Raw genomic sequence first — 24,720 nt, 5'->3', positions numbered from 1 at the left:
GTACTCATGATCAAGGACTTCGACAACCACCTCCCGGTCCGCGTGCGGTTCGGCGACGGAGTGGCGGCCAGCCTTCCGGCCTTGGTGTCTGGCCAGGGTTGGTCCCACGTGTTCGTCATCGTCGACGAAGGGCTGGCCGCACACAATCCGGCAGTTGCGGCCCTGCTCGAGGAGCTCGCCGTCACGGCCAGTCTCACGATCCATGAGAAGCCACCCGGAGAGCCGACCATCGCCTCGGCCGATGCCGCCTGCACCGCGCTGGCCGGCTCGGCGGCCGAGGTGGTCATCGCCATCGGGGGTGGGTCGGTGATGGACACGGCCAAGGCCGCGCGCTCCTGCGTCCAGCAAGGCGTCGACCTCACGACGTTCCTCGGCGGCGAGAGGGTCTTCCCCGAGCCCGACATCCCCATGATCGCTGTCCCGACCACGGCGGGGACCGGCTCAGAGGTGTCGGGGGGAGCGGTGTTCACTGACCCGGCCCGAGGCGTCAAGGCTGGAATCGCGCACCCGAACCTTCGCGCCACCTGGGCCTTCGTGGATCCGCGCCTGACGCACACGATGCCGCCCGCGATGACGGCCCACACCGGCATCGACGCACTCGCCCAGGCGATCGCCGCGGTGATCGCGCGGGTGTCCACGCCGATCGGGGACGCGATCGCGTTCGAGGCGGTCCGATTGATCGGCAGGTCCCTGACCGTCGCCTACCGCAACCCGCTTGACGTCGACGCGCGGAGCGAGATGATGTGCGCGGCCACCATGGCGGGCCTGGCGATGAACATCTCCGACTGCACCGCCGAGCACTCGCTGGGCCAGGCGATCGGCGGCCTCACCGGCGCACCGCACGGGCTCACCGTGGGACTCGTCCTCGCCGAGACGCTCGAGCGTGAGCGTCACCAGGTGCCCGAGCTCCTCGAGCGCGTCGCCGATGCCCTGGGTGCCCCGCCAGGCGAAGTCGCCGACGGGTCACGCTGTGTCGACGCGGTGCGCCGCCTCCTGCAAGACCTGGACTTCCCTGTCCTCTCGGACCTGGAGCTGACGCCCGACGACTCCGATCGGCTGGCGCGGGCCGCGCTCGACGACTACTTCATCACCATGTCGCCGGCGACGTGGACGTTCGAGGAAGTCAGGGCGGCGTTCGACAGCGCCTTCTCGTTGGCGAGGCGCTGACGTGGTCGGCAGCGTGGAAACGACGGGGGGCCCGGGCGGCCGCCGGTTCGACCTGGTCATCGTGGGAGCAGGGTTCGCCGGCCTCTACATGCTGTATCGCGCTCGGCAGCAGGGACTCGATGCCGTGGTCATCGAGCGTGGAAGCGAGGTGGGTGGCACCTGGTACTGGAACCGCTATCCAGGAGCGCGCTGCGACATCGAGTCGGTCGACTACTGCTACTCGTTCTCTCCGGAGCTGGTCCAGGAGTGGGACTGGACCGAGCGGTACGCGGCACAACCGGAGATCCTCGCCTATCTCCAACACGTGGCGGATCGGTTCGACCTGCGCGACGACATCGTCTTCGAGCGCACTCTGGTCCGAGCGGACTGGGGCGAGGCGGAGCGGTCATGGACGCTGCGCCTCGATGACGGGTCCCACCTGTCGTGCACCCATGTCGTGATGGCGACCGGAAACCTGTCTGCCGTCAAGCCGCCTTCCTTCGATGGCCTCGACGACTTCGCGGGCGAGTGGTTCCACACCGGGATGTGGCCCCACCACGCGGTGGACTGGACCGACAAGACGGTCGCGGTCATCGGAACCGGCTCGTCGGGCATCCAGGTCATCACGCAGGTGGCCCCGCTCGCCCGGCACCTCACGGTCCTCCAACGCACGCCCAACTACTCCATGCCGGCGCACAACCGCCCGCTCCTCGCGGGTGAGCTCGCCGAGGTCAGGGCCACGTTCGGCGAGCGCCGGAGGGTCTGCCAGCTGTCCGACGCGGGCACGCCGCTCCCTCCGCCGACGCGCAGTGCTCACGAGGTCACCGAGGACGAGCGTCGAGCAAGGTACGAAGAGGGGTGGCAGCGAGGCGGCATCAGCGCGTTGTCCGGCGGCTACACCGACTTCTTCACCGAGGAGCAGTCGAACCTGTGGGCGCAGGAGTTCGCGAGGGACAAGATCCGGGAGATCGTCACCGATCCCGACGTGGCCGACCGTCTCAGTCCCCGCCACCACATCGGCACCAAGCGGACAGCGACCGACACGGGCTACTTCGAGATGTACAACCGGGCGAACGTCGACCTGGTCGACGTCCGGGACGACCCGATCAGCCACATCGAGGCATCAGGGATCCGCCTGGAGTCAGGCAGGCTCGTCGAGGTCGACGTGATCGTCTTCGCCATCGGCTTCGACGCGATGACCGGAGCGCTAGCGGACATCGACATCCGCGGCACTGACGGGCTGACCCTGGAGACAGCGTGGGCTGACGGCCCACGCACCTATCTCGGTCTCCAGACCGCCGGGTTCCCGAACCTGTTCATGATCACCGGGCCCCAGAGTCCCGGCGTGCTCAGCAACATGGTGATCTCCATCGAGCAGCACGTGGACTTCGTCGCCGACTGCCTCGCCTACCTGCGCGAGCACGACCTCGACCGCATCGAGGCGAGCGAGGAGGCTCAGGACGGATGGGTCGTCCACACCCGCGAGCTCGCGGAGGGGACGCTCTATCTGCAGGCTCGTTCGTGGTACCTCGGGGCCAACATCCCCGGGAAGCCACGAGTCTTCATGCCCTACGTCGGGGGATGCGGTAGGTACCGCACAGAGTGCGAAACGGTAGTCGACAACTCGTACCGAGGCTTCGTCCTCGGCACACCGACCGATGCGGAGGACCACTCAGATGGATGACCTGAACGCGCTGCGCCACGCCAGTGACCTGCCGGCCGCCTTGACGTCGCTCGGCGTGACCACCGTGGTCATCGGCGGGGCCGACACCTTCGGGGTCATGCGCGGCAAGCGAGTCCCGATCGGGCAGCTCGCGCGCATCCTGGAACACGGGATGGCGTTGTGCGACGTCTTCTGGGTCATGCACCTGGACGAGTCGGCGTTGGTCTCGAGGCCGTCCGGACACCTTGGGTACTTCCCGACCGAGACGAACGGGTATCCGGACATCTTCGCGCTGCCCGACCGGGAGACCCTGCGGCTGGTTCCCTGGCACGACGACACTGCGCTGTTGCTGGCCGACTGGCACCATCCTCACGAGAACGGTCCGATCCCGATCGACCCGCGCCACGTCCTCAAGCGGGTGATCGACAGAGCGCGTGCCCTCGGCTACGAACCCATGAGTGCGGTGGAGCTGGAGTTCTACCTCCTCAAGGAGCCCACCGGCGTGCGTCACGAGAAGAGGTCGGTCGATCTCGTGCCGCTGGGCGATCAGCCGAGCACGTACGGGATCGTCCTCGGCGCGCAGCATGAGTGGATCGCGGCGCAGATCCGTGCACAGATGGCGGCCTTCGACATCCCGATCGAAGCGTGCAACACCGAGACCGGGCCGGGACAGTTCGAGATCAACCTCCGCTACTCCGACAGCCTTTCCGCCGCTGACCATGCGCTCCTCTTCAAGACCGGTGTCAAGGAGCTCGCGGCCCGCAACCAGCTGCTGGCCACCTTCATGGCCAAGCCGCACAGTGATTGGGCCGGCAACAGCGCCCATGTCCACATCAGCCTGCAAGACACCGCCACCGGCGACCCGGTGTTCCACGACGCCGGCAGCAGCGACACGATGAGCAGCACGATGCGTCGGTTCGCAGCCGGCTCCCTCGCCACGATGGCCGAGTTCACCGCCCTGATGGCACCGAACCCCAACTCCTACCGCAGGTTCGTTCCTTACTCCTGGGCGGCGACCACCGCCACGTGGGGGATCGACAATCGGTCGGCCGGTCTCCGGGCCATCTTGGAAGGTCCTCACGGAACGCGCCTCGAGCATCGGCAAGGCGGTGGGGACGTCAATCCCTACCTCGCCACGGCAGCCGTGATCGCGGGCGGCATCCACGGGATCGAGAACGAGCTCGAACCGCCGGCGCTGACGGATGCCGACGTGTACGCCGCGGAGAACCGGTCGGCGCGTCTGCCGTCGACGCTCGGTGAGGCACTCGACCTGCTCGCAGCGAGCGAGGTCGCTGTCGATTGGTTCGGCAGCGACTTCGTCGGTCATTACGTCGCGACCAAGAGGGCAGAGCTGGAAGCCCAGCGGCTGGCGGTCACCGATTGGGAGATCGCCCGCTACCTGGAGCCTCTGTGAGGCGTGGCAAACAGCCGTTGACCCCTTGAATATTATAGGTTTAGAGTCTAGGCCTCAGACCTATAAGCGCTCCGGCATCCCGGACGGCGCCACCCGGGACTAGCTAGGAGCTGCAGTGGCTACTGAAACCGAGATCGGTTCTTCCGAGAGCGAATCGGCCGGGCACGGTGTGCTCAAGCCGAACGCCGTGGGCTTGATCGGCGTGGTGTTCATGGTGGTGGCCTTCTCGGCCCCGATCACGGCCATGACCGGAAACGTCCCGGTGGCCGTCGGGTACGGCAACGGACTGGGTGCGCCGGCCGGCTTCATCGTCGCGTGCGTCATCCTGACGATCTTCAGCGTCGGCTTCGTCGCCATGGCGAAGCACATCACCGCGGCAGGCGCGTTCTACACCTTCGTCTCCCGCGGCATCAGCCGTCCGGTGGGACTCGGCGCGGGCGTGATGAGCATGCTGGCGTACATGCTGATCGAGGCTGCCTTGATCGGCCTGTTCTCGGTGTTCTGCCAGAGCACCATGCTCTCCCAGTTCGACATCGACATCCCGTGGATCGTCTACGGCGTCATCGGCATGGCGGTCATCGGCATCCTGTCCTACCGGGACATCAGCCTGGCCACCAAGGTGCTCGGCGTCGTGCTCGTCATCGAGGTCCTGCTGCTCTCGCTGATGGCGTTTGCGGTGCTCTTCAAGGGCGGCGGCCCTGACGGGCTGATGCCCGGCTCGCTCAACCCGGCCAAGGCATTCCAGACGGACGGCCTCAGTGAGGGAGTGGCAGGTCTTGGCCTGCTGTTCGCCTTCTGGTCCTGGGTGGGGTTCGAGGCGACCGCGATCTACGGAGAGGAGTCGAAGGACCCCAAGAAGATCGTCCCTCGGGCCACGCTCGTCGCGGTCATCGGCATCGGAGTCTTCTACACCTTCATCTCCTGGATGGCGGTCGCGGGGAACGGTGCCGAGCAGTCGATCGTCATCGCCCAGAGCGCTGAGCCGTTCGAGCTGCTCTACACCCCGATGCGGGACTACGTCGGCGAGTGGGGAGTCAAGGGCTTCGAGTGGTTCGTCATCGGCGGCTCGTTCGCATGCGCCTTGGCCATCCACAACTCAGCGACGCGCTACCTGTTCGCCTTCGGCCGGGACGGCCTGCTTCCGCGAAGCCTCGGCAAGGCGCACCCGAGGCACCAGTCGCCGGCGGTGGCCTCGACCTTCCAGACCGTCTTCACCGTCGTGGTGGTCCTGGGTGCCTACGTCGCCGACGTCGACCCCTACCTCGAGCTCTACGTCCTGCTGGCCGTCTTCGCGACGGTCGCCCTGCTGGCGGTGCAGTCCCTGACAGCAGTGGCGTGCATCTGGTACTTCCACGTGAAGAAGCAGCACCCCGAGACGGCGAACGTGTTTCGCACGATCTTGTCCCCGGTCATCGGCGGTCTGGGCATGATCTACGTCAACTACCTGCTCCTGTCCAACCTCTCCTCGGCGGCCGGCGCAGCTGCCGAGACCTGGTTCGGTCGTGCCCTTCCGTATCTCGTGCTGGCATCGTTCGTCGTCCCTGTGCTGGTGGCGCTGTACTGGCGCAAGTCCAACCCGGCCAAGTACGCCGCGATCGGCAGCACGATCTTCACCCACGCCGGGCTGACCACCGATATCGACGAGCCGACCGTGAGCAGGTAGCTCGACCGACATCTCCCCGGCACCGCCGGACTCGAGCGCTCTGACCAGTCGGACGTGCACCTCAGTCACAGTTAGGGAGTAGGCCATGGCGCAGACGAGAACGGCGCTGATCACCGGGGGGACCCGAGGGCTGGGTCGTGCTGTCGTGGAGCGGCTCGCGGCCGGCGGCTACGACGTCGTCTTCAGTGGCCGGGACGAGGACGCGGGGCTAGCCCTCGAGGCGGAGCTGCGTGCGGACGGTCAACAAGCCGTCTTCCACAGGGCGGACCTGCGCGAACCCGCAGCCGTGGCCGAGCTCGTGGAGCAGTCGGTCAAGACGTTGGGCGGGCTGACCGTGCTGTGCCACGCTGCCGGCATCTACCCGGAGCAGTCGCTCGCCACCATGGATCTCGACGACTGGCACGAGGTCGTGGACACCAACCTCACCAGCGCCTTCCTCCTGGTCAAGCACGCGGCTCACCACCTCGAGGCGAGCGGGGCAGGCCGGATCGTCTTCATCAGCTCGATCACGGGGCCGCGGACCGGAATCCGCGGCCTCGCCCACTACTGCGCCTCGAAGGGCGGTCTGGAGGGTCTGATGCGGGCGGCTGCGATCGAGCTGGCCCCCATGGTCACGGTCAACGCCGTAGCGCCGGGCACCATCATGACCGACTCGTTGGCCGAGCTCTACGCAGAGCCGGGCGTGATGGAGGCGGTCACGGCGATCATCCCGGCGGCTCGTCTCGGACAGCCGGCCGACATCGCGGCCACTGTCGAGTTCCTCGCCGGGCCGGACAGCGGGTTCATCACGGGACAGAGCCTCGTCGTGGACGGCGGCCAGACCATCCCCGAGGTGCAGGGAGCGTCCTAGCCGAGCACACCCGGCCAGCGGCTCCAGCGGCTCGGCAGTGACGTCCGCTGTCGGCGCTCAGCGAAATCGCACCGTCTTCCCGCGCCGCCGGCGCGCTGCCCACCGACCGTGCGTCCGGTGCCATTGCCACGACGCCCGGCCCTGCCGGGCGAGGAGGTACGGCAGGGACAGCAGCCAGCCGGCCAGCACGAGCGCCCCGACGAGCTGCAGCAAGGTGAGCGTGGCCACCCCCGTGGCGGCCGCCACCCCGACAGGCGCGAAGAAGAGGATGACCAGGGCCAGCGTGCACAGGCTGGCCAGGACGACGACTCTCCTGGCCGACCAGGGCAGCCGCCCGAGCAGCCTCGGGCCGAGGCTGAGTCCTCGCGGGAGCTGTCGTCTGAACGTCGCGAGGAGGCCCAGGAGGCCGGCCAGGTAGGCGGTCCCGACGGCTGCGCGAACCACCCATGGCGCCCCGATGGCGAGCAGCGCGGCTGCGAGCACTCCCAACGCGAGGTCCGCCAAGGACAGTCGCTGGGCCCACGTGACGACGACGATGTCGAGGTTGAGACGGACGACGTCGTCCTGGGGCGCACGCTGGGCCGCCGCGGTCAGCCCGGCGCCGGCCCGGCCGAACCGTCCCCGGTCGAGGTCGAGGGCGGCCAGGTTGTTCATCGCGAAGACGTACTCGGGGTCCAGGCGCAGCGCCTCGTGATAGCAGGCCTCGGCCTCGTCCTGCCGACCGAGGTCGGCTGCGCACACGCCGAGCAGGTTGTGCGTCTCCGGGTTCCAGGGCGCCAGGTCGCGAGCTCGCTGGGCTGCGTCGTACGCCGAGCGCCGGCGCGGGCGCCGACCGCTCAGCAGGGCCTGGGCGTGGATGTAGTGGCTCGACCACTCGTGTGGCCGCAGGGTGAGCAAGCGCTGCGCGAGCGTCACGGCCGCCACCTGCTGGCCGAGCTGGGACAGCGTGGAGGCGAGCTGCAGCACGTGGTCGCCCTCGTCAGGCTCGAGTGCCAGCGCCGCCCGGATCGCCCCCTCGGCCTCGCGGTGCCGCCCCTGGTCGTTGAGGGCGCGCCCCAGCAGGTTCAACGCCTCGGCCGAGTCGGGTTGACCGGCCAGGCAGTCCCTGGCGAGCCGTTCTGCGTCGGCGGGGCGATGCAGGTCCAGCAGGATCTCCGCTCGATCGAGGTCGGGGTTCACGGTGGTCGTCCGAGGTCAGCTTCGGCCGCGCTTGCGCAGGTATCTCGCCAGCTCGTCGTACTCCCCGGTCGCGTTGCCGTAGATCGCCACGTTGCGCGCCGTCTCGAGCCACGGGCCGATGGAGGGGCGGACGTCCTTCAGCGCCGACTCGAAGTCGCGCATCGTGACGAGGCGGACCTGCCCGGTGCGGGCCGAGTCCAGCAGTGCGATCTCGGCCGCGGACTCGCACAGGTGCTTGAGGTCCGCACCGCTGTAGCCGTCCGTGCGCTTGGCCAGTGCCGCCAGGTCGATCCGCTCGACAGGGCGGTCACGCAGGTGGGTGCGCAGGATCGCGACCCGGGCCTCGTGGTCGGGGGGGAGGACGAGCAGCGTCCGGTCGATCCGACCGGGGCGACGCAGCGCCGAGTCGACGTCCCACGGATGGTTGGTCGCCGCCAGGAGGTACACACCCTCGTTGTCGCTGCCCACACCGTCGAGCTCGGTGAGCAGCTGGTTCACCGCGGAGCGGGTGCCGGAGTAGCGCATCTGCGAGCGCTTCTGCCCGATGGCGTCCAGCTCGTCGAGGAACAGGACGCAGGGTGCCGCCTCGCGAGCGGTGCGGAACAGCTGTTGCACGTTGCGCTCGCTCTGACCGATGTACATGTCGAGAACGTCGGCGAGCGAGACGTGCAGGAAGGCGGCCCCCAGCTCGCCGGCGACAGCCTTGGCGACGAAGGTCTTGCCGCACCCCGGCGGCCCGTAGAGCATCAGCCCGCCGCGCAGCGACTTCTTGTAGAGCTCGCGCAGGTCCGGGTTGCGCATCGGTGCGAGGAAGCTCGCCTCGAGCCGTGCTTTCACCTCGCGCAGACCGCCGACGTCGCTGAGTCGGACCCCGACCTGCTCCACGTCGGGGGAGTACGGCCCGTCCGCGCCATCCAAGGAGCCGTCGACGAACATCGGGGGCACCACGTCGGCCAGGTCCTCCGTCAGGGCCGCCCAGTCGACCGACTCGTCGTTCGGCGCAGTGGGTTCCTGCGGAGCGAGCGCCCGCGCCATCAGGCTGCGCGCCGCACGCGACCCTGGGTCGTGGGTGAGGGCGGTCGCCAGGTGCGGGATCGCCTCGGCCCCGCGGCCCGCGGCCACCAACAGCTCCGCGAGGTGCACGAGCAGCGCGACATCGGCGGGCCGGGCGTCCACCGCGGAGCGCAGGCTCGCGATGAGGGCGTCGTCGCCAGCGGCGTGGGGCGCGTCATCCTGTGGTGTCACGTCGGGTTCGAGGAGTCGGCGGGCCCGGATGTTCCTGATGACTCCTGGTCTCCTCGGGGATGGGCGGGTCGCACCACTAGTAGCGCGGGAGGATCTCGACCGGCATGCCGCCGTGGACGGCCACCGCCATGCACCCGGCGGTCTCGGCAGCCGCCCGCCAGTCCGGAAAGGCTTGGCGGGACAGCACGACGCGGGTGCGCGACGTCGGGTAGCCGGGACCGAGCTTGAGGTGGTCGTGCAGTGCGGTGAGGACGTCGAAGGTCCAGTGGGTCGGGTCGAGCTCCTCGTCGAGTGCTCGCGGCTCGTCCACGTGCGTTCGAGGTGCGGTCGGCGCCGCATGTTCCGGGGCGCTGCCGTCGAAGTGGTCGCGCCACCCTCGAGCTGCCGGAACAAAAGCACGGGTCGCCCCCTCCCACTGGCATCGACCGTCGCGACCGGCGGCGACAGCAACAGGAGGAAGCCATGTCCGAGACCCCCTTCGACCTCTCCGGTGACGGGATCGCCGACGGCGCCACTCTGGACTCCGACGGCGACGGCTACCAGGAGGTCGTGGGCCTCGACCGCGACCAGGACGGGCTGTACGAGGAGGTCCACATCGACACCGACCGGTCGGGTGACTCCGAGCTGATCGCCACCGATGCCGACCACAACGGCCTGTACGAGCGGGTGGTCATCGACCAGGACAACGACGGTGACTTCGAGTACGTCATCACCGACTGGAACCAGGACGGCGTTGTCGACTTCAGGGGCACCGACGAGAACCAGAACGGTCAGCTCGACGACCTGGAGCCTCAGGCTGCGGGCGTCACCTCCGTGTCGGTGGACCCGGGCGTGTACGAGTCCCCGGAGAACCCCTTCATCACCGAGCCCGCGCCGGGCGAACCCGGCTGGGGCAGCGTCGACTCCGACAACGACGGCGCGCCGGACTATGAGGATGCCTCACCGGATTCGCCGTTCTACGAGTGACGCGTCGGCCTGCGATCGCACAGGGCCCGGAACAATCCGCGTGGGCGGGTGCTCCAACGACCGTCAAGGACTCAGGAGGGGACATGACAGACGTCGGCCGGACGGAGCCAACGTGCGCGGATGCCGGCGAGCACGACGGAAGGGGTGTCGCCGGGTTGCTCGGGGCTGCGGCTGCTGCGTCAGGATGCCGCGATAGATTCGACCCCGACACGCACCTCGCAGACGCCACTCAAGGCGGCGGCGTGGTGCGTACGGATGAAGTGGTGGTGTGACGGGTGAGGTCCTGGTGAGCGACTCCTGGGGACGACTCGTCCAGCCTCCCGACGACGTGTGGGCGGCGGCGATCTCGCACGCCGTCGAGGCGACCGCCGATGACGCGACGGACCTGGCTGACCTGGTGCCGCCCCCGCCGACGCCGGACGAGGCGCATCTGTGGGCCGCGCACGACTCCGCCGGCGAGAGCGCCGCGTCCGATGCGGAGGCGGGCGACGCCAGCGACTCCGACGCTGACCTGTCAGACCTTGACGAGGGTGCTCACGGCTGGGCCGGCACCGACGATCCCAGCCTCGACACGACCCACTTCTCCGGCGCAGATCCCGCGGAGCCGGGCGTCCCCGACGACCCGGACGATGCCGGAGGGTGGGCCTGATCCGACTGGCCGAGACCGTCCCCGTGCGTGATCAGCGAACGATCACGGCCAAGTAGGTCCAAAACCGGACACTTCGTGCTTGAATCAGCGCACCGTAGGGGTACGGGGCGCGCGCTGAGGCTCGGGGGGGCCGTGACGATCGAGGCGACAGAGGCCGAGCTGGTGGAACTGGCCAAGCACGGCGACGAGCGCGCCTTCGCCACGCTCGCCGAGCAGCACCGGGCCCGGCTCTGGTCGATCTGCCTGCGGGTCACCGGCAATCGCGCCGACGCCGAGGACGCGCTCCAGGACGCGCTCACGGCGACCTGGCTGCACCTGGGGTCGTTCCGCAGCGAGGCGAGGTTCGGGACCTGGGCCTACCGCATCGCCGCCAACGCCGCCCTCGCCGTCGTACGCCGCCGCAAGGACATCCCGACCGACATCGTCGAGGAGCTCCACGCGGACAGCGGCGGCGACTTCACCCGTCACGTCATCGACACCGACCGGGTCAACGCCGCGCTTGCGACCCTGGGCGTGCAGTTCCGCGAGGCGCTGGTGCTGCGCGAGTACGGCGATCTGTCCTACGAGCAGATCGCGGCGCACCAGGGCGTCGGCGTCCAGACGGTCAAGAGCCGTCTGAACCGGGCGCGCGCCGCGCTGGCCCAGGAGCTGGCCGGCGACGAGGGATGAGCGACCCGGCCCAGGACGACCGCGACATCGTCGCCGCCGTCGACCGGCTGGTGGTCGACGCGGCTGACGTGGTCGCCGCGGATGCTGCGTACGCCGAGGGGTCCGCGCCCGGCCCGGCGCATGACTCGGCGCTCGAGCTGGCCGTGAAGGACCGAGCGGTCGTCGACGCGGCTTGGCGTCAGGTCGCGGGGCGCCCGGAGGCCGCGGACCGGCTCGCTGCATGGGCTCGCGGATGCCGTCGGGAGTTCCCGGATCCGTCACCCGCGCGCCTGCTCGACCAGCTCGACGCAGCGCTGGACGAGGCGGGCGGGACGCGCGACCCGCTGTGGTTGCTGGCGGCGGCGCTGGTGGCGGCCGAGTCTGTCGACTACATCGGGCTGAGTCCCGTCCTGAGCGCCGTCAGCCCGAGTGGAGAGGACGCCTGGCGCGCCCCGCCGCTCGCGGCACGCCCGCTGTGGTTCGCGATCACCTCGGACTACTACGCGCCGACGCTGTGCATGTGGTCCGCATCCGACCCGGACCGAGTGCGGTGGGACAGCTACGTCGGTCCCGAGGAGCTCCCGCTGCCTCGATCGACCACCAACGCGTACGCCGCCTTGTCCGCCCGCTACGCCGAGCTGACCGACGAGGGGTACTTCCCCGCCGAGCACACCGCCGAGCGCATCGAGATCTGGGACCGCGTCGCCGACCTGGTCGGCCAGTGGCAACCGCTGCTCGGTCCGGCGTACGCGGTCCGCGTGGGCAGTCGCAGCGGGCGCGGGTAGGGCCATGCCCGACGACTTCGCCGTCGACCGGGGCGCCCCGGACACCCCGCGCGAGGTGCAAGGGCCGCGCCAGGTGCAAGGGGCGGGCTACGACCTGGCCATCGAGCTCGGCCCGCCAGACGACGTGCGTCTGGAACGCGCCGCGCACACGCTGGTGCGCGCGCTCGGTGTGGAGCGTGGCCGGAGCCACAGCGGGACGCAGGAGCTCCTCCGCCTCGACGCGGGCGACCTGCTGCGCCACCAGCCGCTGTGGGTCTGGGGACCGGTCCCGGGCAGCGGGCCCGTGCGCTGCAAGATCCTGGTCCAGCGAACCGATCGGGCCGTCATCCGCTCGGCCCACTCCAGTCCAACCCCCGCGAGCCGACCACAGGCAACGCCCCGCGCAGCCACTGGGAGTCGTCGGCGGGAAGGTGCTCGAGCACGGCCCGGTCGCCGTCCATCAGTCCACGCCAGACCGCGACGCCGGACGCGGGCACCTGCCACCCGGGTGACGTGCGAACGGGGAGCCGCGCCAACACCTCGATCAGGGGCTCGATCCGCTCGGGGGAGACGGTGCAGGTGAACGACGCCTCGTCTGCTTGGGGCATGAGAATGTCGGGCTTCATCCGCTGCAGCCGTGTGCTGGGCACGTCCATGATCTCGAGGTCGCCGTCGGCGACCACGAGGGCGAGCTCCAAGTAGGGGAACGCTCCCTGGTTCTCCGACGCCGAGGCCGGCGGATGCAGCTGGAACCAGTACGCACCCTCGTCCGGGTCGGTGTCGACGGTGACCCTGGCCCCGTTGGTCAAGCAGATGCAGACCAGTGAGTCGGACCACTCACCGACGAAGACACGGCCCCCCGTGGCGAGCTGCTGCCACCCCTGTCCGGCGACCCAGGCACCCAAGTTGTCAGCCGTCACTCCACACTCTCCGAACGTTGCGCTGGGGACACAGGGTGCGCGTCGCGAAGCACCAGGTAGGCAGGCCCGAGCTCGGCGCTCAGCAGCTCGAGCGCGGCCGCGCACGCGTCGTCGTACTCGGTGAGCTCGTCGTTGTCGAGGTCGTCGCGGAGGAGCAGTGGATCCTGGGCGTCGTAGATCCCGGCGGCAAGGCCGGCGAGCCGCCGGATCGAGTGACGCACCTGCGAGGTGACCGGGAGCAGCCCGGTGGTGTCGCTGCCGCAGCGCTGCCATCCCAGGCCGTCGTCCTCCAGCACGTAGTGCACGCTGCCCGGCGTGCGCGGGGCGGGCCACATCGGCGTGACCATGGGATACCGACTGTGGAGCACGGGCAGCAGCCGGAACTGCAGCGGTCGGTCGACCACGTGCCCGGGCGTGGAGGGCTGCCACACCGAGGCGTCGGACGGGCAGGACGCGGTAAGGGCGTCCGCGAGGTCGAGGCGCAGCCAGCCCGTGCCACGTGCGACGACAAGCACGATGGTCTCGGCGAGAGCCGAGACCCATCGCACCAGGCTCGGCGCGTCCGCTGCCAGCAACCTGTGGGCTTCCTGCAGTCGCTGCCACTCGGGTGGCGGGAGCTCGTCAGGCGGGGGGTACGACGTGTCGCCGGCCGCCGGGACCAGGACGTGCGACAGCAGGGCGCCCACGTTGTCGACCCACATCCCGGCGTGCTCTGCGACCGCGGGCCAGGCCTCGGGGTGTCCCTGGAGCTCAGCGACGGCAGCGGCCGCCCGGTCGCAGACGCCGCGGTGCTGGAGCTGGACCTGTGAGAACTCGACGTACGCCGCCCGCCCCGCACGCGCGAAGTCGAGGGCATCGGTCTCGGCGATGACCAGGCGGTCGAGGCTGGTCGCCGTCCACGCGGCCGCGGCCAGCACCTCGTCCTCGTGGGGCTGGTCGTAGGGCAGGACTCGGGACAGCTGCACGTCGGTCCTCGCTCACCAGCTGGTGACAGCGTCAGGGGAGAGGGACAACAGCGCTTGGGCGATGAGGCTCTCCTGGTCCGCCCCCGAGGCCGCGAGTCCGGCGAGAGCGTCGCGCGAGGCTGCCCGGTCGCCGCGCCGCAGCCGGAGCAGCCCGACCCGCAGCGACTGCGCCCGGACCAGGGCCTCGGGGTCACCGGTGGCGCGCAGCCGTGCCAGGCAGGCTGCTGCTCGCAGCGCCAGGCCGAGATGGGGTACGTCGGCGCCGACGGCCAGGTGGGCGGCCTGCAGCAGCTCCGGGTCCGAGCCTTCGCCGTGCCGTTCCTCGTTGGCCTCGACCAGCAGTCGCGCCAGCGTGGCCGGGTCCTCTGCGGCGAGGACCACGACCGCGGGGTCGCCGGCGGCGAGCGCATCGTCGCCGAGGCGACTCAGCACCAGGCGCCGCGCGGCTTCACGCGCGCTCGTGCGGTCGCTCGAGTCCAGCAATCCGGTCAACAACATCTCGACCCGGCTCCGGTCGTCGAGCATCGGCGACACGGCCAGGACCGCCGCGCACCGCGTGGCCTCGTCCGCCGACGTGAGTGCCACCTCGAAGGCGCGCCGGGCACGCCCCCCATCGCCGGGGGCCAGCAGCAGCCGGCCCAGGCGCAGCATGGCCTCGTCGTGCTCGACGCCCTCGGTGGACGTGGCCAGGCAGACGGCGCGACGCAGGATCGGCGGCACCACCTCGTCGTCGAAGCCGAGGAACCGCGCCGTTCCCTGGAGGAGGCTCGGGGCGGGGTGCGTGACGCGGCGCGGCCGCCGGCCGGCAGCGCCCAGGGCAGCGTGCAGCCGCGCCCAGCCGTCGTACGGGAAGGGTCTGGTGCCGGTGCCTCCCCAAGGGTCCTCCGGTCGGGCGTCGACGAGCTCGTGCAGCATCCGCTCGACTTCGACGGCGAACCCGAGGGCCGGGGTGCGGACGTCCAGGAGCACATCCCCGGAGCCGCCGTGCACGAGGTCGATGCGGAGGCCGCCGGATGATCCGCCGCGCATGCGCAGGACCGCGTTCGCCTGCTTCGGGTCGTCGTGCGGGTCGGCGGTCAAGGCCCACACGGCCCGATCGACCTCGACCCCAGCGAGCAGATCCTCGGCAACCAGGAGCATCGCCTCGACGAGACCGTCGATGTCTGTCACCGCGACCGCCGTGCCGTCGAGGGTCAGCGTCCACGGCAGCGGGTCGTGCAGCGGGTCGTGGGGCCGTGGCCCGACCGCCAGGGAGATCGGGGCGAACGCTGACGACACCTCGCTCGCGGTGGCGTCGAGCGCGTGACTGACCTGCCAGCCCGCAGGGAGGATCCAGGGTTCGAGGCTCGCGTCGGGCAGCACCCTCTCGAGCTCGTCGAGCTCGTCGACAGGGAAGCGGTGCCGCAGCCAGAGGCGCTCGAACCCCTCGGCCCCGTGCAGGGCCAGCTGCTGCCGCGCACCGTGCGCGACGGCCCAGGCGAGCGACGAACGGCTGCTGAGGCCGACGAGTTGTCGACCCGCTGCTCGCGCGCCGTTCGGGTCGACCGCGCAACGGACATCCATGAGGTCGCCGGTGGTTTCCCGTCGGCTCAGCTCGACCGTGACGGACCCGGGCTCGTCGTACCAGGAGAACTCCTCGAGGTCCGAGCCCAGCAGCAGGGCCAGCGCGGCACGCACCGGGTCGCCGAGCGCGTCCGAGAGGTACGACGCCGACTCGGAGAAGACTCGCGACCCGAACCGCACGGCCGCCTCGGCCCATCCGCTGCCCTGGTTGACGAACCGGAAGCCGGTGGCCGGCAAGCCCGTTTCGATGCTGAGCAGCAACGCGTCGACCGCGGCGTGCGCCTCGGCATCCGCTGCCGACGCGGACGCGGTGACCTCGAGTGCCAGGCCCTGCGACCTCCGGCTTGCGGACCAGGTGCGCTCCTCGCCGACGTGCACGTCCGACGGCGCCCGCGTCAGCGGCTCGTCGAGACCGGCCCACGGATCGATCGCCTCCTGCGCGCTCGCCACACCGACCCTCACCGACGCCTGCGCGCGCGCTCGCCAGTCGAGGCGGTAGGTCACCTCACCCGTGCCACCGGAGGGCGACCGGCGCGGTACCACCGCCAAGTAGGGGTCGCGATGATCGGCCACGCCGGATTGGAGGCCGACGGGCGGCCGAATGTTCCGGTCCGCCGTGAAGCCTGGTGCGGACCGGCGGGGAGCGAATCGACGGATTGGGGAACCTTTGCCTGATTCGCACCATCTGAGTGGGACACGCCGACTCAGGCGACCCGAGTCAGGAGGGCTCAGATGACCGAAGGCATGGACTGGTTCGACACCAACGGCGACGGTCTGGTCGACACCGGCATGGCCGACACGGGGGGTGACGGACGCTACGACACTGCGTTCGCCGACACCGACGGTGACGGCCTCGTCGACGGCAAGGCCTACGACTTCGACGGCGACGGCGTCTTGGAGACCTACGCCCTCGACCAGGACCGCGACGGCTCCTTCGAGACCTCGGCGGTCGACACCGACGGTGACGGGCTCGTCGACCAGGTCTTCGGCGCACCGGGCGGATCACCGGCGGCAGAGCCGGCGGTGTCGCCGGGGGCAGTGACCAGCCCGTCTCCGCTGCCCGCCGCCACCGATCCCGTCCCTGTCGACCCCGTCCCTGTCGATCCCGTCCCTGTCGATCCGGCGGAAGCGCCGGCCCCGCTGCCCGGGGAGGAAGCAGCCCAGCCTGGGTCGAACCCGCGCCAGGAGCTGATCGACATGCTGCCCCAGGCCGACGAGGAGACACGCGACGCGATCGTCGAGATCCTCAACATCGAGACTCGCGCGACCAGCGACTTCATCCGCGACAGCTGATCCGGCGACGGCGGGCCTGCCCGCCTTGTCCGGTCCAGCTTGCGGGGGAAAGGGGCAGGTGATGGAGGAGTACCGACCGATCCCGGACACGGGAGTCATGGAGGTCGTCGCCCAGCTCGTCGTGGTGAACGGCATGGTCATCGTGGAGGCCAGGTTCCGTGACAACCTGCGCATGTTGCTCAACCACGAGCTGCCGGACCGCAGGGTCGAGATCGAGCAGACGATCGCCTACCTCGACCAGAACCCGCTGGCTGTGGCGGCCTTGGCCCCGCAGCCCTCAGGGCAGTCGCCGGCGTCGGGCCCTGCCGACCCGCCGGAGGCGGCCGGCTTCCCCGCCCCGTCGGTCCCCGGCCAGGCACCGACCCGGCTGCCGGACCCACCTCACAGACACTGGGACCCGCATCCGCTCCCGCCGCTCGGCGCTTGGCGTGATCCGGTTGTCGACACCCCGGACGAGCAACGGCGCGCCCACGTCGAGACCTGGGCGGCCAGGCTGCTCGTCCTGCCGCCCGACGGCTGGGCCGTCTCGCACCACCTCCACGCGACGGCGGGGCACCTGTTCAAGCTGCGCGACGACGGGACCAGCATCATCGCCGACCAGCACCTGTTGCGGATGACGGCGATCTACATCGACACCGACTCCTTGCCGTCCGCGGGCGCGGGCGAGCCGGTCCTCAGCAGGATGCGGGTGCTGCACAGGCGGGCCTTCGGCGCGGGCGACTGGCGGGCGGTCCGGGAGCCCGAGTGGCGCAGTCTCCAGGGCCGACCGGCGGTCCTGGACCACTTCGGACAGGACGGTCCCGAGCGCTGGGGATTCTCGTTGGCCACCGACCTCGGCGATGGCCACGGCGCCGTGGTGATCGCCGGCGGACCGCCGCTGCGCGCCGACGCCCTCGACGTGGCGCTCGAGTCGGCATCCACCCTCGAGCTCACGCCGGGCCCCGAGGGGCGCCGGCTGCCTCGATGGCGGATCGGTCCCGGCTGGAACGCGGGGGAGGAGGTCCAGGTGTCCACGGAGGAGGTGGTGGCGATGGTCACGCTGAAGCTCGTCCCGCCCGTGTACGCCGGCCTGGCAGGCATCGCCAAGCTCGACGCCTGGGAGGACTGGGTCTTCCAGACCTCCAACCCAGCGCGCGGTGCGCGATCCCTCGGCAACCGCGAGGTGCACGTCGACGGCCTGGACGTCGCGCGGCTCCTGAGGTTCGACTACCAGCCGTCGGGGCGAGGACGTGCGATCGTCAACCTCGTCGTCGGTCTGGTCGGCGAGGACACCGGGTTCACCTTCGTGATGGAGTCGTGGGCCGGCGCCGAGGCCGCCTACATCCAGCCCGACCTCCTGCTCGAGCGGATCAGCGTCCTCGGACCGTTGCCGGGGCGTTCCTAGCCAGCGCTCTCACGGCCCTCGATGTGGAAGCCACGGCAACAGAGCCCGGAACAAAGCAGCACGTCGTCGACTCGAAGAAGCAGACAAGCAGAAGAGAACAGAGGACAGCATCAGGCCGGCACAGCGGCGAATCTGTGTGCACGCGGATGAGGCGCATGAGGACGCGCACCTGCTTGCCGAGCAGGGGGAGCCGGTTCGAGGCCGGCCATCCGTTCGATCCCGATCAACGGGTGGTCCCGCAAGGGACCTCGCGGATGCGGCCCGACCGGTCGGGCGCCTGCCCCCCAAGCAGGAGGAGCGGGTTCGAGTCCCGCCGTTCGCTCCACGTCCGCTCACGACCAGAGCCTGGTCTCGAGCGACCGAACCAGTGCGACCGTGGAAACCCAGCACGAGGAGCGAAGGTGGAAGAGCCGGACATTCGAGACATCGTTCGTTCGAGTCTGGGTGACTGCCATCTGGTCGACGCCTCGATCACCTGTCGTGGCCCAAGGCCCACTGGGAGCCGCTCTTCGAAGACGACGACTTGGGCGTGTACCAAGCACCCTGCGCTTGCGGTCGGATCTTCCTCCGGATCTGGCGACGCGTGCCCCGGGACGTCTGGCACGTCCTCGTGCCGGCTTCGGACGTCGAGGTGGAGACCCTCCGCAGCCGCCTGGCCGCTGCCCCCTCGTCGTACACCGACCAGTGGTCGGCCGCTGAGAGCGGTGTGTTGACCGTGACCAGAGCGCATCCGTACCTGGAGTACTCGGGACGTCCGCCCCGGATACTGCGCTGGTGCCCTCCTGGTGAGCCATTCGCCTTCGGGTTCGCACCGTGAACCGGGTGAGCACGAGCCCGGCCCGCTGGGCCCAGCGTCAGGACGGCGCGGCCGCCCAGTAAGCCAGATGAACCCGGTGCAGCCAGGCGTCGACCCAGGCGCGGTCGGGCTGATCGGGCAGAGTCGTGTCGTCGTGCAGATCCAGGAGGCGCTGCTCAGCACGCCCGATCGCCGCGACGACCTCGTCCAGGGCCAGCTCCCCTCTCCGGATCGCGCGTAGGAAGCCCAGGTCGGGCTCGGGGACAGGGAGAGTGATCCGTCCCGTGATCAGCAGCTCCACGCCCTGGATCCCCAGACGCATGGCATGCATGGCGAACTTGGTGTCGTACCCGTGGACGGCCACCAGCTCGGGCCTGTTGGTGTGCGCGCCGACCTCGCCGGTCATCGCCGCCTTCTGCGAACGCAGATATCCCAGGAACCTTTCGGCGGCCAGCTTGGAGACGAAGCGCTCCGAGCTGGACGCCAGCTCCGCGCCCACCTCGTTGCGGAACACGACCTCGTCGTCCGGCACGAACAACGCCAGGAGCACGGTGGGGTTGCCCTCGAGCGCCAGGCGGCACCACTTGCGGGCGGAGTAGACGACGACATCGAGATCGCCGGCGCCCGACCGGTTGGCCAACCCGCCGGGGCGGTCCCAGACGGTGTGGCGCTGGTACTGCTCGAACTCGATCTCGCGACGCGTGCTGCCAGTGCCTGCGGGGACCCGCGCCAAACCGGTGACGAACCTCGCAGGCTCCAGGCAGATGCCCATCTCGTCGCGGTCGTCCTGCCCGCTGATCGACGTGCCGTGCACCCCGGAGCCCACCTGCACCCGAAGGATCAGACCCGCTTCCGCGATCGACCGGGCTTCCTCGGAAGCATGCGGGTGGTCGAAGCCTGGCGGTAGCACCCGGTTGCCGTCGATCGTCGAGACCCGTGCCATGCCGCCAGACCCTAGCGCCGGGGAAGACCGCACACTGCGGGAACATCTGGTGTCGCCCGACATCTCCAACCGGCGTACATCCGGTGAGGAAGGAGGGGTCATGGATTCCCAGCAGCTCAGACGCATCGAGGCCCCGCGCCCGGCGGACTGGTTCTTCAAGGAGTCGGTCACCGTCATCGCCCCGCACGGCGAGGCCAACGTGATCATCTCCGGCGAGCCCCTCGGCCCCGGCATCTCGGTCGATCGGTACGCCGACATCCAGGGCGAGCTCCTCGCCGCGGAGTTTCCCGGCTTCCACCAGGAGTTCTTCGAGCCGACGGTGGTGTTCGGGCACCATCTCGGCTACCTCCGGCAGTTCAGCTGGCGGCCCCCGGACGGGGTGCCGGTCACCCAGCTCCAGTGCTACGCGGTGGAGGAGTCGCGGGGCTACACCGGCACCGCCACCACCCCGGCGACCGCCTTCTCCCGCCATGAGCACGTGCTCCGCTGGGTCCTCGTCAACGCCTCGATCGACGGGTGACCGGGCCAGATGGATGGCGCTCAGATGGATGCCATGGTCGAGAAGGTGCGCGAGCTGGCCAGGCTGAAGCGGCAAGCAGATGCGGGGGAGATCGAGTACTGGGAGTACGTCGTACAGGCGATCGAGCTCGGCGGGCTCCTCGACGAGCACCCGGAGCTCAGCGCTGGCTTCGCCGCGGCCGTCGTGGGCGAGCAGGACCGCGAAGCAGCCCTGGACCTCCTGGACGACGTGCTGCAGTGGGTCAATGACCTGGCGATCGCCGACGTCCTCGATGCGACGAGCGTGCTGGACCTCGCCGTGGCGCGGCGGGTCCTGCTGACGGACGAGTACGGGTGGGCCGACAAGCTCCAAAACCATCAGGAACGGTTCGCGGCGATCACGGCCGAGCACCTGATCGCCTCGCACGTAGAGGGAGACGGCGACACGCAGGAGTGGCGCACGCGGCTGGTGGAGCGGGTCTGGGAGCTGCCCCCCGCCGACGCGTGGATGGTCATGGGCCAGCTCGGCATCCACCTTCCCGAGGACACCGATGCTCCGGATCGCCAGAGCTGGTGGGGCTTCACCTTCGAGCTCGCACCCCGCGACGTCTTCGGTGCGGACCCGCCTGTCCAGCCGCTCCCGGAGGTCGTCGCGCTCGCGGAGACGCATGCGGCGGCGTATCTCGTCGCGATCGACCGCCTGGGCGGTCTGGCCGACAGCGGGGTTCGCCGCTGGGTCCGGCTCGTCGGCTACTCGGTCCCTGGATGCGGGGCGCCCAGCTGTTGTCGCCCCGGGCTCTGGGAGGCCGCCGTCGCCCGGCGCGGATTGTGCCCACGCCAGCCCGTGCCGCGCGGCTAGCCCCCTCACCCGCAGTATCGACACGTCTCCAGGCTCCCGGGTCCGGAACATTCACACCGGACCACCTCTCTTACCAGCACCGACACCCAGGAGGGCAGCACCATGAGCGACTTCGACAGCTCCGAGTCCGGCTTCGACGAGGACCCCAGCGACCTGACCGATGCGCCGATCGCCGGCGACCCGATCACCGAAGGCGGCCAGGTGACCGTCACCGACTGGAGCGGCGATGCCGACAGCATCCCCGACCTCGCGGTCGAGCAGCTGGTCGACGGTTCCTACATCGCCATCAGCGACGACAACGGCGACCAGCTCGCCGACTCGCTCGGCGTCGACATCGACGGTGACGGCGACTACGAGATCATCGTGGTGCGCCAGGGCGAGGACTACCTCCTGATGCGGGACCTCGACAACGACGGCGTCTTCGAGGACGAGGTGTCCATGACTCGCGCCGACCTCGATGCTTCCGCACCCGAGGTGGCGAACGCGCTCGACATGTGGTTCGAGGACTCGTCGGTCACACAGTCACCGGAGCAGGTCTCTCCCGAGCCCTCGGTCGAGGAGCCGGTCGCCGACGACGGGTCCCAGTGGGTGCAGGACGGCCAGCTCGTCGGCGACCCGACAGGGGACGCGGAGCACTGGTTCGAGCAGGCCGTCAACGGCTTCTGCGTGCCGGCCAGCGTGGCCCAGATCGTGTCGGAGTACACCGGCGTCCACTACGAGGACGAACAGGCGTTCGTCGAGCAGGCCAACGAGCTGCACGTCTTCGTCGTCGGGCCCGACGGCGTACCCGGTGTCGGCATCGACGGCGCCGAGAAGATGCTCGACGCCGCGGGTGTCCCTGCCACCATGGTCGAGGGCGGCGGCATGGAGAGCCTCGTGACCTGGCTGGACGAGGGTCGCCGGGTGCTGGCCGGCGTGGACAGCGGCGAGATCTGGTACGGCGAAGACGCCGAGGACAACGCCGCCGACCACGCCATCGTCGTCACCGGCGTGGATCTCGAGCGTGGTGTGGTCATCGTCAGCGACCCCGGCGACCCGGAGGGCAACCAGAAGGAGTACCCCGTCGAGCTGTTCGAGGACGCGTGGGAGGACTCCAACTTCGCTGCCGTCGTGTGCGACGAGCCGGCCGGGAGCATGGCGACCACCGATGGGACCGAGCCTGTGTCCTTCGAGGAGGCTTCCCTCGAGACCCAGCCTGTGAGCGAGGCCGGCGTGGTGCCGTCGCTGACCGACGAGGCGGACCAGTCGCGCACGGAGAAGGGCGTCGAGTGGCTGGTGCAGCACCCGTGGGTCGTCATCCCCGTCGTCCTCGTCGCCAGCCGCGTCATCGGCAGTCGCCCGAACGTCTCGTAGCCGGCGCGTCGGCGACTCAACGCATCAGGGGGAACGATGGAGACGAGCTACGTACTGGCGATCGACTTCGGCACGTCCAACACCTCGGCGGCCGTCGGTCTCCAGGGTCGTGGGCCGGCGACGGTCAGGCTCGAAGCCAAGTCCGACGCGATGCCCTCGTCCGTCTTCCTGAGCGCTCAGGGGCATTGGGCCGTCGGCGAGCAGGCGGACAACCAGGCGCGCATGCGGCCCGAGGCCTTCGAGCGGACGCCCAAGCGGCGGCTCGCCGAGCCGATGGTCGCGCTGGGCAGCGAGCTCGTGCCGTCCCACGAGCTCGTCGGGCACGTGCTGCGTCAGGTGCTGAGCACCACGGTGGCCCGGTCCGAGGACGTGGTGCCCTGGCAGATCGTCATGACCCACCCCCAGTCGTGGGCTCGACCCCGCCGGGACCAGCTGCGCGCCGCGCTGGCCTCGGCGGGCTATCGCGGCCCGGTGCGGATGGTCTCGGAGCCGATCGCCGCGGCCTACCACTACGCCGATCAGGCTCACTGGGCACCGGGCAGCCTCATCGCCGTCGTGGACTTCGGCGGCGGCACCTTCGACGCGGCGCTGCTGCGCGTCGAGGAGGTGGGCGCGAACGGGCCGAAGATCGCGGTGATCGACGCCACGGGCGTCGACCCGCTCGGTGGCGACGACTTCGACGTCTACCTCGAGCTCTGGGTGCTCCGCCAGCTCACGGCCAGTGGCCGCGACGACCTGGTGAGCCGGCTCGAGGACCCCGCGCAGCTGCGGTGGCGGCTGATGCTGAGGGAGGCGGTGCAGCGCGCCAAGCACGACCTCTCGGCGCGAGCCAGCACCCAGCTGGGCGTGCAGGTCGGTGAGGACTTCGTCGAGCTGGGGGTGACCCAGCAGGAGTTCGAGAACTTGATCGCCGACGACGTCTGGCGTGCCGTGGCCGCCACGCGCGCGCTGCTCGACGCCCACGGCGGCGCCGCCGCACTGACCCGTGTGTACCTCACCGGCGGCAGCAGCCTGATCCCGCTCGTCCAGCGGGAGATGCAGGCGCTCACCGAGGGCAAGGTCGCCCGGATGGACGACCCCAAGCAGGTCACCGCCCTCGGCGCGTTGAAGGTGCCCGGTGACGTCGACAGCGACCTCGAGCCGGTCGCGACCCCTGGGCGTGGCGGTGCCGGCGGTGGCGCCGAGGATGGTGAAGATGCCGGGCGTCCGGACACGGGGGGTGTTCGCCTGCCACCCCCGCCCCCTCCGCCGCCCCCACCGCCGCGACGACCCTGGCTGAAGTGGGTGGGCATCGCTGCCGCCTCCATCCTCGCGCTGGTGGTCATCGCGGCTATCGCGAGCAGCGGGGACGGCTCGTCCGGGGACGACACCACGACCAGCGAGACCGACGTACCCACGAGTGAGCCGTCCGACGAGCCCACAGATGGGCCCAGTGACGAGCCCACCGACGAGCCCACCGACGAGCCGGCCGGGTGCCAGCTGTCCGCGACCAGCTGCGACCTGGTCGACGTCGTGGTCGCCTCGGGGCTGGCTGACGAGGCGGACTGCTATGAATCCGGCTTCGACGACTTCGTGGTGGGGTGCACCCCCGCTGGTGTGGGCTCGCTCGACCCGTCAGCGGAGGTGCTGGTGGGCTACGGCAAGGGCAAGGCCAACGCCTTTGCGGTCGAGCTGGGGCTCAAGCCGAACACCCTGCCTGGCTACAGCCAGGGCGGCACGAGCTATGCGAGCACCTACTCCGAAGGCGAAGGCGCCTACATCGGCTACACCTACGACGACGGGTCAGCCATCCTGCTGTGGTCGGAGATCGACGAGGACGTCTCCTACTACATCTACTCGGAGAACGTCACCTTGGACCAGCTCGATCGGTGGTGGGACAACCATTTCATCTCCTGACGCGTCCCGCTCCGCGCTGGACGACCTGATCGCCGAGCTCGAGCCGACGCTGGGGGCCGACCA

At 70.1% G+C, this 24,720-nt stretch carries 22 protein-coding genes and 2 tRNA genes; 17 read left to right on the top strand and 7 right to left on the bottom strand.

Going from position 1 to position 24,720, the window contains the following annotated elements; all coding sequences use genetic code 11:
• The first annotated feature begins 6 nt into the window (after window positions 1-6).
• The 5 genes from ABD295_RS11025 (at window position 7) to ABD295_RS11005 (ending at window position 6,736) form a co-directional block, all read left to right on the top strand.
• A complete protein-coding gene (locus ABD295_RS11025; RefSeq protein WP_344303766.1) occupies window positions 7-1,167 on the top strand; it encodes an iron-containing alcohol dehydrogenase family protein in 1,161 nt (386 codons plus the stop codon).
• A 13-nt stretch (window positions 1,168-1,180) separates the two neighbouring features.
• Window positions 1,181-2,830: a flavin-containing monooxygenase gene (locus ABD295_RS11020; protein WP_344303765.1), complete on the top strand. Its 1,650-nt coding sequence runs from the start codon at window positions 1,181-1,183 to the stop codon at window positions 2,828-2,830.
• Window positions 2,823-4,223, top strand: a complete 1,401-nt coding sequence (locus ABD295_RS11015; protein WP_344303764.1) for a glutamine synthetase family protein — start codon at window positions 2,823-2,825, stop codon at window positions 4,221-4,223. Before ABD295_RS11020 ends, ABD295_RS11015 begins: the two co-directional genes overlap by 8 nt.
• A gap of 115 nt (window positions 4,224-4,338) precedes the next feature.
• Window positions 4,339-5,886 carry an APC family permease gene (locus ABD295_RS11010; protein ID WP_344303763.1) on the top strand — a complete coding sequence of 516 codons (1,548 nt, stop codon included), beginning with the start codon at window positions 4,339-4,341 and terminating at the stop codon, window positions 5,884-5,886.
• An 85-nt stretch (window positions 5,887-5,971) separates the two neighbouring features.
• On the top strand, window positions 5,972-6,736 hold the full coding sequence (locus tag ABD295_RS11005; protein WP_344303761.1) for an SDR family NAD(P)-dependent oxidoreductase: 765 nt from the start codon (window positions 5,972-5,974) through the stop codon (window positions 6,734-6,736).
• Window positions 6,737-6,793: 57 nt separating this feature from the next.
• Here the strand turns inward: ABD295_RS11005 and ABD295_RS11000 are convergent, their stop codons facing one another.
• The 3 genes from ABD295_RS11000 to ABD295_RS10990 form a co-directional block, all read right to left on the bottom strand.
• Window positions 6,794-7,915 carry a tetratricopeptide repeat protein gene (locus ABD295_RS11000; RefSeq protein WP_344303760.1) on the bottom strand — a complete coding sequence of 374 codons (1,122 nt, stop codon included), beginning with the start codon at window positions 7,913-7,915 and terminating at the stop codon, window positions 6,794-6,796.
• A gap of 15 nt (window positions 7,916-7,930) precedes the next feature.
• Window positions 7,931-9,160, bottom strand: a complete 1,230-nt coding sequence (locus ABD295_RS10995; RefSeq protein WP_344303759.1) for an AAA family ATPase — start codon at window positions 9,158-9,160, stop codon at window positions 7,931-7,933.
• A 76-nt stretch (window positions 9,161-9,236) separates the two neighbouring features.
• Entirely contained in the window at window positions 9,237-9,470 is a 234-nt protein-coding gene (locus ABD295_RS10990; protein WP_344303758.1) for a hypothetical protein, read from the bottom strand.
• A gap of 152 nt (window positions 9,471-9,622) precedes the next feature.
• On the opposite strand from ABD295_RS10990, the gene ABD295_RS10985 reads away from it, so the two are divergent.
• From ABD295_RS10985 to ABD295_RS10970, 4 genes are all read left to right on the top strand, one after another.
• Window positions 9,623-10,126: a hypothetical protein gene (locus ABD295_RS10985; protein WP_344303757.1), complete on the top strand. Its 504-nt coding sequence runs from the start codon at window positions 9,623-9,625 to the stop codon at window positions 10,124-10,126.
• Between the two features lie 268 nt (window positions 10,127-10,394).
• Window positions 10,395-10,775, top strand: coding sequence for a hypothetical protein (locus tag ABD295_RS10980; RefSeq protein ID WP_344303756.1), 381 nt, complete (start codon window positions 10,395-10,397; stop codon window positions 10,773-10,775).
• Window positions 10,776-10,907: 132 nt separating this feature from the next.
• The gene (locus ABD295_RS10975) at window positions 10,908-11,444 is read left to right on the top strand and encodes an RNA polymerase sigma factor (RefSeq protein WP_344303755.1); all 537 of its coding nucleotides are present in this window, start codon (window positions 10,908-10,910) and stop codon (window positions 11,442-11,444) included.
• Complete coding sequence (locus ABD295_RS10970; RefSeq protein ID WP_344303754.1) at window positions 11,441-12,208, top strand: hypothetical protein; 768 nt, start codon at window positions 11,441-11,443, stop codon at window positions 12,206-12,208. The genes ABD295_RS10975 and ABD295_RS10970 overlap by 4 nt, the downstream gene beginning before the upstream one ends.
• Window positions 12,209-12,531: 323 nt before the next feature.
• Here ABD295_RS10970 and ABD295_RS10965 read toward each other — a convergent pair whose 3' ends face one another.
• From ABD295_RS10965 to ABD295_RS10955, 3 genes are read right to left on the bottom strand one after another with little or no spacing between them, the layout of a single operon-like run.
• The gene (locus ABD295_RS10965; protein WP_344303753.1) at window positions 12,532-13,107 is read right to left on the bottom strand and encodes a hypothetical protein; all 576 of its coding nucleotides are present in this window, start codon (window positions 13,105-13,107) and stop codon (window positions 12,532-12,534) included.
• Entirely contained in the window at window positions 13,104-14,072 is a 969-nt protein-coding gene (locus tag ABD295_RS10960; protein ID WP_344303752.1) for a hypothetical protein, read from the bottom strand. The genes ABD295_RS10965 and ABD295_RS10960 overlap by 4 nt, the downstream gene beginning before the upstream one ends.
• A 12-nt stretch (window positions 14,073-14,084) precedes the next feature.
• Entirely contained in the window at window positions 14,085-16,085 is a 2,001-nt protein-coding gene (locus ABD295_RS10955; protein WP_344303751.1) for a hypothetical protein, read from the bottom strand.
• 282 nt (window positions 16,086-16,367) lie between these two features.
• Here ABD295_RS10955 and ABD295_RS10950 point away from each other — a divergent pair, with 282 nt between their 5' ends.
• The 4 genes from ABD295_RS10950 to ABD295_RS10935 all read left to right on the top strand — a co-directional run bounded on the left by ABD295_RS10950 (window position 16,368) and on the right by ABD295_RS10935 (window position 18,637).
• The gene (locus ABD295_RS10950; protein ID WP_344303750.1) at window positions 16,368-16,928 is read left to right on the top strand and encodes a hypothetical protein; all 561 of its coding nucleotides are present in this window, start codon (window positions 16,368-16,370) and stop codon (window positions 16,926-16,928) included.
• Window positions 16,929-16,989: 61 nt separating this feature from the next.
• Entirely contained in the window at window positions 16,990-18,312 is a 1,323-nt protein-coding gene (locus tag ABD295_RS10945) for a hypothetical protein (RefSeq protein ID WP_344303748.1), read from the top strand.
• A gap of 142 nt (window positions 18,313-18,454) precedes the next feature.
• Window positions 18,455-18,526 (top strand) — tRNA-Gly (locus ABD295_RS10940).
• A gap of 36 nt (window positions 18,527-18,562) precedes the next feature.
• Window positions 18,563-18,637 (top strand) — tRNA-Gly (locus ABD295_RS10935).
• Between the two features lie 529 nt (window positions 18,638-19,166).
• Here ABD295_RS10935 and ABD295_RS10930 read toward each other — a convergent pair.
• Window positions 19,167-20,051 carry a nucleotidyltransferase domain-containing protein gene (locus tag ABD295_RS10930; protein WP_344303747.1) on the bottom strand — a complete coding sequence of 295 codons (885 nt, stop codon included), beginning with the start codon at window positions 20,049-20,051 and terminating at the stop codon, window positions 19,167-19,169.
• 100 nt (window positions 20,052-20,151) lie between these two features.
• Here ABD295_RS10930 and ABD295_RS10925 point away from each other — a divergent pair, with 100 nt between their 5' ends.
• From ABD295_RS10925 to ABD295_RS10910, 4 genes are all read left to right on the top strand, one after another.
• Window positions 20,152-20,571 carry a DcrB-related protein gene (locus tag ABD295_RS10925; RefSeq protein ID WP_344303746.1) on the top strand — a complete coding sequence of 140 codons (420 nt, stop codon included), beginning with the start codon at window positions 20,152-20,154 and terminating at the stop codon, window positions 20,569-20,571.
• 24 nt (window positions 20,572-20,595) lie between these two features.
• Entirely contained in the window at window positions 20,596-21,408 is an 813-nt protein-coding gene (locus tag ABD295_RS10920; RefSeq protein ID WP_344303745.1) for a hypothetical protein, read from the top strand.
• A 102-nt stretch (window positions 21,409-21,510) separates the two neighbouring features.
• Window positions 21,511-22,761 (top strand): cysteine peptidase family C39 domain-containing protein, encoded by a 1,251-nt coding sequence (locus ABD295_RS10915; RefSeq protein ID WP_344303744.1) that lies wholly within the window; start codon window positions 21,511-21,513, stop codon window positions 22,759-22,761.
• A 36-nt stretch (window positions 22,762-22,797) separates the two neighbouring features.
• Entirely contained in the window at window positions 22,798-24,657 is a 1,860-nt protein-coding gene (locus ABD295_RS10910; RefSeq protein ID WP_344303743.1) for an Hsp70 family protein, read from the top strand.
• The last annotated feature ends 63 nt before the right edge of the window (window positions 24,658-24,720 follow it).

The organism is Nocardioides bigeumensis, from assembly GCF_039531755.1.
Taxonomy (GTDB): Bacteria; Actinomycetota; Actinomycetes; order Propionibacteriales; family Nocardioidaceae; genus Nocardioides; species Nocardioides bigeumensis.
This window is presented reverse-complemented; position numbering and strand designations above follow the sequence as displayed.